The organism is Mesorhizobium hunchu (assembly GCF_040081975.1).
In the GTDB taxonomy this organism is placed as follows: Bacteria; Pseudomonadota; Alphaproteobacteria; order Rhizobiales; family Rhizobiaceae; genus Mesorhizobium; species Mesorhizobium hunchu.
In genome coordinates, this window is the sequence record NZ_JBEBMG010000007.1 from 200,116 (window position 1) to 211,817 (window position 11,702).

Below are 11,702 nucleotides of genomic sequence, written 5' to 3' on the forward strand. Positions count from 1 at the left end.
CGCTCGGTCAGGACGCATAGCCCCGCTTGAGGAGCATGCTCGCGGCGCGGTAGAACTCGTCGTCCGTGGGAAGCGCGAAACCCAGCGCGTCGGCATACCGGGTGATGATGTTGAACAGCGATCCGACGGCGATCGCGTCCGTCAGCGCCTCGACGCTCACCCCGGCGCGAAGCACGCTCTTTGCGTCCTCGGCCGTCAGTTCCATTGGATTCAGCGTCATGATCTCCAGGAACGCCAGGGTCGCCTTGAGTTCGTCGGAGATGGATGACGCGCGGAAATCAGCGATTGCCGCATCGACCTGCGTCCGTTCCATGACCTTGGCGGCGACCGCCGCATGCGCGCCTACGCAGAAAGCGCAGGAATTCCACTTCGCGACCATCGCCGCCATCAATTCGCGCTCGCCGACGCTCCAGTCGCTCAGTCCGCGCATCGCGGCCTGCGTCCATGCGCCCATTGGCCTGCCGAAAAAATGCTTATGGTAGAAGGCCACGCGGGCGGCATCCGGCAACCGCATTCCCGACACTGTCGAGATGAAGCCGATGAGCAGGCGACTACCGAGGCCGTCGCCCCGATCGATTTCAGGCAGGCGCATTGTCCGCCTCTTCCAGGACCTTGATGCCTTGCCGCCAGCGAAGCAAACCAGCGCTGGTCGCGGCCGCTGCGACGATTTCAAATGCAGCCTTCTCGCTGCCTGCCGCCGCCAGGACGCTCGCCATTTGAGCGTCGGTGACGCGACAGGCGGATTCACTGATCTGGCGTGCAAGATCGTCGGACGGAGCCTCCATGAGCGTGCCGCCCGACGCTCGCGCCGCCACATTCCGGCGCAGCGATGGATCCGTTTCACCCGGCCCATCTAGAACCCGGTGCTCAAGCGCTTCCGCGAGAGCGCGATGGTCGGGACGAGCGGATGCCATCTTCTTCTATCTCCAATCGATCCACTATGTCTGTCCGTAGACCGCAAACATGTGAGCTTCACATCCGACGTCAAGTGTTTGACTTCCGCTCGCCAATCCGATGGTTGGGCCGCTCATCACCAGAGCTTGTCGATCGGGAAGTAACCTCGCCACGCATTTCTGATAGGATGCTTTGCGCGCTTCTCCTGAAACTTCCCTGCCTTTGGGACAATAAGATCATGGCCACCAATTTTCCGGGATCTTTCGAAGGCACGGAAATGCCAGCCCATGGTGGGAAGAACTATGGCCGCACCCCGCCAGCGTCGTCGCCGCGGTCGGAATCAGGCTCGGCATGCGCGCGGTCGATCTATGCTGCGGAGACGGCTGGTTCACGCTGCCCATCGCCAAAGTCGCTTGGCATGCCGTTGCTATCGACATCGATCCTTCCCTCCTGGAAATCGCACGACAGTGGCTGAATGGGGCCAAGTTGGCCAATTGCGATTTCGTGACGGGAGACGCCTACATGCTCGCCGATCTGGTCCCCGAACCGGCCGACTTCATATTCATGGCAAATGCCTTCCACGGGGTGCCTGATCGCTCGCGCTTAGCCGATGCCGTACGAGCAGCCCTGCGCCCTGGCGGCGAGTTTGCTGTCGTCAACTGGCATCAACACGCTCGCGAAGAAACGACCGTCCTTGGCGAGCCGCGCGGTCCAAGGACGGCGTTGCGACTGTCACCACGACAGACCATCCGCGATGTCGAAGCAGGGGGCCTCAAGTTCTCTCGGCTGGTCGAGATTCCGCCCTATCACTACGGTGCTATGTTCGAGCGGCGCACCAGTCGATAGCAACCTCTTACCGGCAGCCTTGGCAAGTCCGCAGGATTTCGTCGCGGTTAGGCTGGAACACGGTTCGTCATGATTTGTCAGACTGCTTGCAATTCTGTGGCCAGTTCGAACATCTCGATGGAATTGCCGCCGGGGTATTTACCAGGGCGGTCTGCCTCAAAGGTTCAGTCAGCCTGGACTTCTCGTAGTATGTCGATTAGTCTCGACATATGGACTCAGAACAAGCCATCCTCTCCTTTGCCTCACTCGCCCAACCGACCCGGCTCGACGTCTTGCGGCTGTTGATCGAGCACGAGCCCGACGGACTGCCGGCCGGCGACATCGCCCGCCGCATGGCCGTGCCGCACAACACCATATCGACACACCTGGCGATCCTGTCCCGCGCCGGCCTGATCGAAGCGGAGCGGCACAGCCGGTCGATCATCTATCGGGCCAAACTCGATGCCGTGCGCCAACTCGCCGGCTACCTCGTCAAGGATTGCTGCGGCGGACGGCCGGAGATCTGCGCGCCGCTAATCGCCGATCTCTCACCCTGCTGCACCCCGCGAAATGGAGCCACCAAGGAGCCCGCTCGTGGCTGACCGCATCTACAATGTTCTCTTTCTCTGCACCGGCAATTCGGCACGCTCGATCCTTGCCGAGAGCATTCTCAACAAGGACGGGGGCGGTCGCTTCCGCGCCTTCTCCGCCGGCAGCCAGCCGAAGGGCACCGTCAATCCCTTCGCGCTGAAGGCGCTGGAGAGCTTCGACTACCCGGCCGAGGGGTTTCGGTCGAAGGCCTGGGACGAGTTCGCCGCAGCCGGCGCTCCTGTAATGGATTTCGTATTCACGGTCTGTGACAACGCCGCCGGCGAAACCTGCCCTGTGTGGCCGGGCCAGCCGATGACCACCCATTGGGGCATCGAAAATCCGGCCGCGGTCGAAGGGCCGGATATCCGGAAGGAAGCCGCCTTCGTCGCTGCGTTCGGGTATCTCAAGAACCGGATTTCCGTTTTCACGGCTTTGCCCGTGGCCAACCTCGACAAGTCGTCGCTCCGCGCCAGGCTCGTGGGGATCGGGCAGTCAGAGGGCGCATCCTCGCCGCGAAACAGTGCGGCGTGAGGTTGGTCATGGATGTCATCATCTATCACAACCCCGACTGCGGCACCTCGCGAAACACACTGGCGCTGATCCGCAATGCCGGCGTCGGGCCGCATGTCATCGAGTATCTGAAGACGCCGCCGTCCCCGGAGCTCCTCGTCCAGCTCATCGCCCGCATGGGTGTTTCGGTCCGCGACGTCATTCGCGAGAAGGGCACGCCCTATGCCGAACTCGGCCTTGCCGATCGGAGCCTGACCGATGACCAGCTGCTCGACGCCATGATGGCGCATCTCATCCTGATCAATCCCCCGATCGTCATCAGCCCCAAAGGTGTGAGGCTTTGCCGACCGTCCGAAGAGGTTCTCGAGCTCCTGCCGCCGCAGCGGGGCGAGTTCGTCAAGGAAGATGGCGAGCGTGTCATCGACGAGCACGGTCGCCGCGTCGCGACGGCGTGAGGAAGAACCATGTCGACATTTGAACGCTATCTGACCCTCTCGGTCGCCTTGTGCATTGTTGCCGGTATCGCGCTCGGGCACGTCATGCCGGGCGCATTTCAAGCGATCGGCGCGGCGGAGATCGCCAAGGTCAACCTGCCGGTTGCCGCACTGATCTGGCTGATGGTCATCCCGATGCTGCTCAAGATCGACTTCGCAGCGCTCGGCGAAGTCGGCAGGCACTGGCGCGGCATCGGCGTCACTCTATTCATCAACTGGGCGATCAAACCGTTCTCGATGGCACTGCTCGGCTGGCTCTTCATCGGATGGCTGTTCCGGCCGCATCTGCCTGCCGATCAGATCGACAGCTATATTGCCGGTCTGATCATCCTCGCCGCCGCGCCCTGCACGGCGATGGTGTTCGTCTGGTCGAACCTGACCAAGGGCGAGCCGCATTTCACGCTGAGCCAGGTGGCGCTCAATGACGCTATCATGGTCGTGGCTTTTGCGCCGACCGTCGGCCTGCTGCTAGGGCTCTCCGCCATCACCGTGCCGTGGGGCACGCTGGTCCTGTCGGTCGTGCTTTATATCGTCATCCCGGTGATCATCGCGCAGCTCATCCGCCGCCGGCTGCTGGCGACCGGCGGACAGGCGGCGCTCGACCGGCTGCTTTCCAGGCTCGGCCCGGTCTCGCTCGTCGCACTTCTGGCGACGCTGGTACTGCTGTTCGGCTTCCAGGGTGAGCAGATCATCGCGCAGCCCTTCATCATCGGCCTCCTCGCCGTGCCGATCCTGATTCAGGTCTATTTCAATGCCGGACTGGCCTACATCCTCAACCGGGTTGCCGGCGAACAGCATTGCGTCGCCGGACCCTCCGCCCTGATCGGCGCATCCAACTTCTTCGAACTGGCCGTCGCCGCCGCGATCAGCCTGTTCGGCTTTCACTCCGGCGCTGCGCTCGCCACTGTCGTCGGCGTGCTGATCGAGGTGCCGGTGATGCTCACGGTGGTCTGGATCGTGAACCGATCGAAGGGATGGTACGAGCGCGGAAACAAGGTCGCGGCTGTTGCCGAGTCTCACCGTTGATGCCGAACGATCTTCCCAATGTCGTCGTCAATAACCTCGACGTGCCGATCATCGACCGGCTGCGGGCAACGCCCTCGACGCATCCGCCGCATATTCTGTTGCTCTACGGATCGCTGCGCAAACGCTCCTACAGTCGGTTCCTGACGCTGGAGGCCGAACGTCTGCTCAAACACTTCGGCGCGGAAACCCGCATCTTCGATCCTCACGGCCTGCCGCTACCGGACGGCGCCGCCATCGACCATCCGAACGTGCAGGAACTGCGCGACCTATCCCTGTGGCCCGAAGGCCAGGTCTGGACCAGCCCGGAGCGGCATGGCGCGATGGGTGCGGTGATGAAGGCGCAAATCGACTGGATTCCGCTCTCGGTCGGTGCGGTGCGGCCGACGCAGGGCCGGACACTGGCTGTCATGCAGGTCTCCGGCGGCTCTCAGAGCTTCAATGCGTCAATCAGCTTCGGGTGCTCGGCCGCTGGATGCGCATGGTGACAATCCCCAACCAGTCCTCCGTCGCGAAGGCCTATCAGGAGTTCGACGAGGCGGGGCGGATGAAGCCGTCCTCCTATCATGATCGAGTGGTCGACGTGATGGAGGAGCTGGTCAAGTTCACGCTGCTAGCCCGCGATGTCTCCCATTATCTCACCGACCGTTATAGCGAGCGCAAGGAAGCGGCCGAGAAGCTGTCCGCGCGCGTTAAGTTCTCACCAATCTGACGCAACGTCTATTTCGACGATTACCGAAATAACCGTTGACCATCGGCCCGGTTGGCGATAGCTTATTTCCATGAACTTCGAAGAAGCAGCAAAACAGCTCGAGGCGCTCGGCAACCCGACGCGGCTTCAGGTCTATCGGACGCTTGTGCGGGCCGGCGATAGCGGACTGCCGGTCGGCAGCCTGCAGGAGAAGCTCGGGATCGCGGCCTCGACGCTCTCGCATCACCTGCACCGACTGATCCTGACCGGTTTGGTGACGCAGGAGCGTCAGGCAACCACGCTGATCTGCCGCGCCAACTATCCGGCCATGGACAACCTTGTCGACTTCCTCGTGGACGAATGCTGCATCGATGCGCCCTGTGTCGCGGCTGAGAGAGAGACTGCCGCCTGATTTCTCTCTGCCGTTTATTTCTATAATACCGGAAGGATAGAATATGATACAGCAAGCCGTGGAATCCCTCCCAGTAGCCGTGATTGGCGCCGGGCCTGTTGGCCTAGCCGCAGCAGCGCATCTCGTAATGCGAGGTATCCTCGTCAAAGTGTATGAAGCCGGGGATGCTGTGGGCGCCAATATGCGGGACTGGGGCCATGTCCGGGTTTTCACGCCCTGGCGATACTGCGTCGACCCAGCAGCAATGACGTTGCTCGAACGCCAGGGTTGGCGTCTGCCGGAACCCGACGTCTTTCCGACCGGCGGCGAGAGCGTCACCAAATACCTTGAACCGCTGGCCGCGACGCCTGAGCTTGCCGGCGTGATCGAGACTGGCGCTCGCGTCGTTGCGATCTCCCGGCTCGGTCTCGACAAGGTGGTCAGTCGCGGACGCGAGGAAAGGCCTTTCGTCCTGTCGATCAAGACGGCGACGGGATCTCGTCGCGATCTCGCCCGCGCCGTCATCGACGCCTCCGGTACATGGGCGAATCCTAACCCTCTCGGCGCCAGCGGTTTGCCGGCCGATGGGGAGGCCGAGTTCAGCGACTGGATCGCCTACGGCATTCCGGACGTCCTCGGGCGGCATCGGAACATTTACGCCGGTCGCACGACGCTGGTGGTCGGCGCCGGCCACTCGGCCGCCAATGCGCTGCTCGATCTCACGCGCCTGGCGGGGACGGATTCTGCGACGACAGCCATATGGGCTACCCGCAGCACCAATCTCATCCGCATCTATGGCGGGGGAGATGCCGACCAGTTGCCGGCGCGCGGCGAACTGGGTGCGGACACGCGAGACCTCGTCGAGAGCGGTCGCGTGCCTCTCGTAGCGGGCTTTGCGATCTTAGCGATCCGCAAGAAAGACGGTCGGCTGCTGGTCGACGGCGAGACGGCCGAAGGGCCGCGCACGATCGGTCCGGTCGATCGCATCGTCGCCTCGACAGGCCAGCGGCCCGACCTGTCGCTGGCGCGCGAGCTACGCCTCGATCTCGATCCGTGGCTCGAAAGCACCAAGGCGCTCGGGCCGTTGATCGATCCGAACGAGCACTATTGCGGTTCGGTGCCGCCGCACGGTCATCGTGAACTCGCCCATCTGGAGCCGGGCTTCTACACGGTTGGCATCAAGAGCTACGGCCGCGCGCCGACGTTCCTGCTGCTGACGGGTTACGAACAGGTTCGATCCGTTGCCGCGGCGCTCGCCGGCGACATTGCGGCGGCCGACAATGTCCAGCTCGTTCTTCCCGAGACGGGGGTGTGCGTCACCAACTTCGGTGTCGAAGAGAGCGAGACCTCCGGATGCTGCGGATGCCCGGCACCAGCCGAGCTCGATGCCTGCTGTGTTGCCGACGCCGTGGCGAAGGACGAAGGCAAGACGGGATGCGGCTGCGGAGTTGCCGCGTGAGCGTCGCGACCAGCGACGCAACGCCTTCGCACTACGAGCCGCCGCGCCTGCTCTTCGTCATTCCGGTTCTCGGTGTCACGCAGATCCTTGCCTGGGGTTCGTCCTACTATCTGCTGGCCGTTCTCGCGCAGCCGATCGCCACCGATACTGGCTGGCCGCTGGCATGGGTCGTCGGCGGCCTCTCCCTTGGTCTGCTGGTCGCCGGCATCGTCTCGCCGCGCGTCGGAGACAGCATCCAGCGACTCGGCGGGCGTCTCGTCCTTGCGACCAGCGCCGTATTTCTGGCGCTGGGACTCGCGGGCCTCGCGCTGTCGCCCAATCTTCCGCTCTACGTCATCTCCTGGCTGGTGCTCGGCGTCGGCATGGGAGCAGGTCTCTATGACGCGGCCTTCGCCACGCTCGGCAGGCTCTACGGCCAGCGAGCTCGCACGGCGATCGCGACACTTACTCTGTTCGGCGGGTTCGCAAGCACCGTCTGCTGGCCGCTCTCGGCGCTGCTCGTGTCAGAGTTCGGCTGGCGCAATGCCTGCCTGATCTACGCGGCCATCCACGTCGCCGTGCTGTTGCCGCTCTACATCTTCGCGCTGCCGACCGAGCCGAAGCGAGACCTCCGCGCCGCCTTGGTCCCTGAAAGTCATGCAGCTGATGCGGCAAGCCCGGTGGCAGCTGCCACGCCCAAGCTGATCTTCGGATTGGTCGCGCTGGTCATCACCATCAGTTCTTTGATCTCGGCAATGCTGTCCGTGCATCTGCTGACAATCCTCCAGGCGCGCGAGATCGCGCTTGCGGCCGCCGTCGCGCTCGGCGCGATCGTGGGACCGTCGCAGGTCGGTGCCAGGGCGATTGAGATGCTGATCAGTCGGTTCCATCATCCGATCTGGACGAAGTTCGCTTCCACGGTGTTCGTGGCGATTGGCGTCGGGCTGCTGTGGATCGGCTTCCCTATCATCGCCGCCGCTCTAATCTTCTACGGCGCCGGTATCGGCATCGAGTCGATCGCGCGCGGCACGCTGCCTCTGGCCGTTTTCGGTGAAGATCGCTACGCCTCGATCATGGGCCGCATCGCCATGCCGAGCCTGATCATGCAGGCGGCGGCGCCGTCCCTCGGCGCGCTGCTGATCGACGTATACGGGGCTCATGATGCGCTTGCCGCGCTGCTCTCCCTCGCTCTCGTCAACGTGCTGCTGGTGTTGCTCCTCTACGTGTTTCTGCTGAAGGGCGGGCGTCTCTAGCTTCCATGACGCGCAAGTAAACCTCGAATAGCGTGGACGCCACGACGGCGATTCCGCTGTGGATCGCGTTTATTCTGGCGCGCCGTCCCAATAGGGGACTAGCCCTCGAGTACGCGCCAGCCGCCCCTTCTCGATATGAGGCATGGCGATCTCCTCCGGTACATAGGCTGGTACGCGCTCATCCGCCCTTCTGGTTCAGCGGCAGAGTGGGGCGTGAACTATCGGTGCCTCAGGTTGAAATAATAACGCGTGTTTTTGCCTGTTTCTTTGTTACGAATGTCGAAATAATAAGAGTCCTTGCGTCGCGGCCTCGCGATGATCTCGGTCGTCGTGCATGCGTCATCGGCGCGGTGGAATTCGGAATTCTTCTCGTAGCTGCTATTACCGAAGAGACGATCGCGATTGTAGAGCTTGGAGCAGGCAGTTTGGACCGATTTGGCGCACGCGGGAGTACCGCGCATGTTAGCCCCATGGCCACTTTCACGATTGATAGTGGTCGGGGTCGTCCCGGCGGGGCAGTCTTCATATTCGGTATAGCCCGGCTTGCCGGTTCCAGCTTCGGGACAGGAGGGCCAATATCCAGGGTGGACTTTTCGAATAGCAAGAAGCTTCAGAACGGGCGGCACGCAATACGAGACACCTTGCCACGATGGGTTCTGTGAAGCGACACAAAGCAGGATCTTGCAACCAAATGAAGCATCCTGAGCTTTGGCATCCATGGTTGTGAAGCCGACGACGACCCACGCAATTGCGGGAAGCAAATAGCAGAAGGGCTTCATGGGTTCTCTCCTTATCGAATCAATTCTGTGATGCCCAAACGCCGTCAATTTTGACAAAGCGCAGCACCTTGGGCAGGACGAGGTCGTGCTTGTCCGTGATCGAGAGGTAGCAGACGACGCCTGGAGCAACGGCGTCCTGCTTGCACTGTTCGATGGCCGCTTTTTTCACGCCACCGAAGAATATGAGTTTGCGGATTGCGGCGAGCGCTTCCTCGTCCGACGGCGCTTCAAGCCTGGCAGCCGATTCGAATTTGTCCACCTTCGTTTGCAGCGTGGCAACTTTGAGGTGGTCCCGCTTGGTGAGACAGTTTGGCGGCTTGGCTAAGGTGGATCGGGTTGGTTTCTACGCCGCCAATTGCTCCGTCATTTCTGCCGTAGCATAGACCTCGTCGGGTGTCCTGCCGCCGAAGGTCGAGTGCGGGCGTCGCCGGTTGTAATAGTCGATCCAGGAGCCGATGCCGCTACGCGCCGCGCTCCCGGTCTCGAAGGCGTTGAGGAAGACGCATTCATATTTGAGGCTGCGCCATAGCCGCTCGATGAAGACGTTGTCCATCCAGCGGCCGCGCCCGTCCATGGAGATGCGGATGCCCGCTTCCTTCAACGTCGTGGTGAAGGCGAAGCTGGTGAACTGGCTACCCTGGTCGGTGTTAAAGATGTCGGGCCTGCCGTGCCGGACGATCGCCTCCTCAAGCGCGGCAACGCAGAAGTCGGCATCCATCGTGTTCGACAACCGCCAGGCTAGCACCTTGCGGCTGAACCAGTCCATGATGGCAACGAGGTAGAGAAAGCCGCGCCGCATCGGGATGTAGGTCACGTCGGCGCACCAGACGTGATTGGGCCGCTCGATCGCAAGATGCCGCAGCAAGTAGGGATAGATGCGGTGCTGCGGATGCGGCTCGCTCGTCTTTGGTGGCTGGTAGATCGGCGACAGACCGATCTTGCGCATCAGCCGCCGGACCCGCTTGCGGCCGACACACCAACCTTGACGCCGGAGGTGCCGCGCCATCTGCCTCGAGCCATACCACGGCATTTCCATGAACGCTTCGTCGATGATGCGCATCAGTTCCAGGTTCTCGGGCGTCTCGCCGGCGGGTTGGCGATAGAACGACGCCCGTGAGATCGAGACCAGTTCGCATTGGCGGCGGATCGAGAGCCGTTCGTGATCGGGGTCAATCATCATTCTCCTCCGATCCAGGCTCAGCGATCGAAGGCCCTGGCTAAAAAATCCCGCTCGACGACGAGCTGGCCGATCTTGGCGTGCAGCTTCGTCACTTCGGCTTCCCGGCCGACCTGTGCGTCCGTCGCCTTGTCGTCAAACGCCTTGGCCAGATTCTCGATGGCCTGCCGTTTCCACTGCGTGATCTGGTTCGGGTGAAGCTGATGCTTCGTCGCCAGGTCCGAGATCGTCCGCTCGCCGCGGATCGCCTCAAGCGCAACCTTGGCCTTGAACTCGGCCGTAAACCGTCTGCGTGTCTTCATGCTGGATCGTCCTTTTCATCGGGCGATCCACCTTATGCCCCTGTCTCAGAAACCGGGTCCACCTCACACTGCTGTCAGAAGTTCGTCGTCTGAGGCGTATGCGGAAAAATTACCGAAAGTCGATATGGCAATCAGAACAGTAGAAAAGAAAATACCCAGCTTACAAAACATTCCCCAACTCCCGCATGTGGGCATGTATCGCGGTACGTCCCCGCGAATAGCCCTTCGATCCTCTGGTGATCGGGGAGTTAGTAACCGCATGACACGGCCCTACGGCCTTTAGTTCGGAGAACCTGTTGCATACGCCGCAGGCTCCCCGACCATAGGTCGAAGAGTGGTGCCAGTTCGGCGGCACCATCCTAGTCATGAGGGGTTACTACGCCCCAGAACCGCACGTACGGTCCCAGTAGCTATTTCGGCACTCAGTGTCAGGCTGTCAATGTGCGTTTCGTCCATCGACAGCGATCCGGCCATCAATCAGCGGTTTCAACAGTTGGCAGGCTGTAGTCAAGCTTTTGCAGAGCGTCGTCTAACTGCCGAAGTGTATAACCCTGCTTAAAATAATGCTGTTGGGTCACGCCCTGCTGTGCATGTCCCACAAGAGCCTTCACCACAGGTTCCGGCACGCCAGCTTGCATCAGCCTCGTCACAACCGTATGGCGTAGGCTGTGGAACACCAGTTCCTTCTGCTTGAGTTCCAACTTGGGTAGCAGCGTATCATTGAACCAGCGTCCAAGATGGCGACCCCATCCGTTCTTTGGATCATAGCGGAAATCGGGGAACAGCTTCTTTTCGCCCCGTGCCTTCTGCTGATTTACGTGATTCAGCAAACCAAGCTTTATGAGCTTTGGATGGATCGGCACAAGACGCCGGGCATTCTCGGTCTTGAGATGTTTGTCTTCACCTTCATCGTTCAAGTCGAAGCACCATATGCTGTCCTGCTGGCGAATATCAGCAAGGTGTATTTGCGCAATTTCATTCAGACGTGCGCCGGTAAAAGCGCCGATCAGCGGCCCCCATTTCTGATAGTCCTTGCGAACAAGGTTGTCGCGATTGCTGGTGATCGCGTCGAGGATCGTAATTATCTGTGGATTGGAAAAGGCTTTTCGCTTGCCCGTGGACCGCTGCTTGTTCTGGCGTGTGTTTCGGCGTGGAATAAGGACCCCGTTTCAGGGGTGATCGGCATCCAAAAGGGACCCCTGTAACGGCAGGTGTTTCACACTGCCTCCGGTTTGATCGGAGGCATTTGTTTTGGATGTTGGTCGTGGAGACGATTGCGAAGATACGTCGGCTGTCGCTGGTTCAGGGGAAGTCGATCAAGGAGATCTGCCGTG

The 11,702-nt window shown here is 61.4% G+C and carries 15 protein-coding genes and 1 pseudogene; 10 read left to right on the forward strand and 6 right to left on the reverse strand.

From position 1 onward, the window contains the following. Window positions 1-7 precede the first annotated feature (7 nt). Together ABMA46_RS14740 and ABMA46_RS14745 are read right to left on the reverse strand one after the other, a co-directional pair. A complete protein-coding gene (locus tag ABMA46_RS14740; RefSeq protein ID WP_349000393.1) occupies window positions 8-592 on the reverse strand; it encodes a carboxymuconolactone decarboxylase family protein in 585 nt (194 codons plus the stop codon). After that, window positions 579-914, reverse strand: a complete 336-nt coding sequence (locus tag ABMA46_RS14745) for a hypothetical protein (protein ID WP_349000394.1) — start codon at window positions 912-914, stop codon at window positions 579-581. Before ABMA46_RS14745 ends, ABMA46_RS14740 begins: the two co-directional genes overlap by 14 nt. Before the next feature lie 331 nt (window positions 915-1,245). On the opposite strand from ABMA46_RS14745, the gene ABMA46_RS14750 reads away from it, so the two are divergent. From ABMA46_RS14750 to ABMA46_RS14790, 9 genes and pseudogenes are all read left to right on the forward strand, one after another. Continuing rightward, on the forward strand, window positions 1,246-1,740 hold the full coding sequence (locus ABMA46_RS14750) for a class I SAM-dependent methyltransferase (protein ID WP_349000395.1): 495 nt from the start codon (window positions 1,246-1,248) through the stop codon (window positions 1,738-1,740). 209 nt (window positions 1,741-1,949) lie between these two features. Next, complete coding sequence (locus ABMA46_RS14755) at window positions 1,950-2,321, forward strand: ArsR/SmtB family transcription factor (RefSeq protein ID WP_349000397.1); 372 nt, start codon at window positions 1,950-1,952, stop codon at window positions 2,319-2,321. Beyond that, window positions 2,314-2,841, forward strand: coding sequence for an arsenate reductase ArsC (locus ABMA46_RS14760; RefSeq protein WP_349000399.1), 528 nt, complete (start codon window positions 2,314-2,316; stop codon window positions 2,839-2,841). The genes ABMA46_RS14755 and ABMA46_RS14760 overlap by 8 nt, the downstream gene beginning before the upstream one ends. Window positions 2,842-2,849: 8 nt before the next feature. Continuing rightward, the gene (arsC, locus tag ABMA46_RS14765) at window positions 2,850-3,275 is read left to right on the forward strand and encodes an arsenate reductase (glutaredoxin) (protein WP_349000401.1); all 426 of its coding nucleotides are present in this window, start codon (window positions 2,850-2,852) and stop codon (window positions 3,273-3,275) included. Between the two features lie 9 nt (window positions 3,276-3,284). Then, window positions 3,285-4,340, forward strand: coding sequence for an ACR3 family arsenite efflux transporter (gene arsB, locus ABMA46_RS14770; protein WP_349000402.1), 1,056 nt, complete (start codon window positions 3,285-3,287; stop codon window positions 4,338-4,340). Next, window positions 4,340-5,049: pseudogene (gene arsH, locus ABMA46_RS14775) on the forward strand (arsenical resistance protein ArsH). Before arsB ends, arsH begins: the two are co-directional and overlap by 1 nt. A gap of 70 nt (window positions 5,050-5,119) precedes the next feature. After that, complete coding sequence (locus ABMA46_RS14780; protein ID WP_349000404.1) at window positions 5,120-5,440, forward strand: ArsR/SmtB family transcription factor; 321 nt, start codon at window positions 5,120-5,122, stop codon at window positions 5,438-5,440. A 43-nt stretch (window positions 5,441-5,483) separates the two neighbouring features. Then, entirely contained in the window at window positions 5,484-6,878 is a 1,395-nt protein-coding gene (locus tag ABMA46_RS14785) for an NAD(P)-binding protein (RefSeq protein WP_349000405.1), read from the forward strand. Next, window positions 6,875-8,110 (forward strand): MFS transporter, encoded by a 1,236-nt coding sequence (locus ABMA46_RS14790; RefSeq protein WP_425475749.1) that lies wholly within the window; start codon window positions 6,875-6,877, stop codon window positions 8,108-8,110. Before ABMA46_RS14785 ends, ABMA46_RS14790 begins: the two co-directional genes overlap by 4 nt. A 218-nt stretch (window positions 8,111-8,328) precedes the next feature. On the opposite strand, the gene ABMA46_RS14795 is transcribed toward ABMA46_RS14790, so the two are convergent. From ABMA46_RS14795 to ABMA46_RS14810, 4 genes are all read right to left on the reverse strand, one after another. Further along, entirely contained in the window at window positions 8,329-8,889 is a 561-nt protein-coding gene (locus tag ABMA46_RS14795; RefSeq protein WP_349000406.1) for a hypothetical protein, read from the reverse strand. 19 nt (window positions 8,890-8,908) lie between these two features. Beyond that, window positions 8,909-9,148 (reverse strand): hypothetical protein, encoded by a 240-nt coding sequence (locus tag ABMA46_RS14800; protein WP_349000408.1) that lies wholly within the window; start codon window positions 9,146-9,148, stop codon window positions 8,909-8,911. An 84-nt stretch (window positions 9,149-9,232) separates the two neighbouring features. Beyond that, a protein-coding gene (locus ABMA46_RS14805; protein ID WP_425475750.1) for an IS3 family transposase occupies window positions 9,233-10,368 on the reverse strand; the annotation gives its coding sequence in 2 pieces (ribosomal slippage) (window positions 9,233-10,098 and window positions 10,098-10,368; 1,137 coding nt in all). 473 nt (window positions 10,369-10,841) lie between these two features. Continuing rightward, on the reverse strand, window positions 10,842-11,378 hold the full coding sequence (locus tag ABMA46_RS14810; protein WP_349000432.1) for a site-specific integrase: 537 nt from the start codon (window positions 11,376-11,378) through the stop codon (window positions 10,842-10,844). Between ABMA46_RS14810 and ABMA46_RS14815 the strand changes: the two genes are divergently transcribed. Further along, entirely contained in the window at window positions 11,259-11,573 is a 315-nt protein-coding gene (locus ABMA46_RS14815) for a hypothetical protein (protein WP_349000412.1), read from the forward strand. The two genes, ABMA46_RS14810 and ABMA46_RS14815, sit on opposite strands and share 120 nt — an antisense overlap. The last annotated feature ends 129 nt before the right edge of the window (window positions 11,574-11,702 follow it).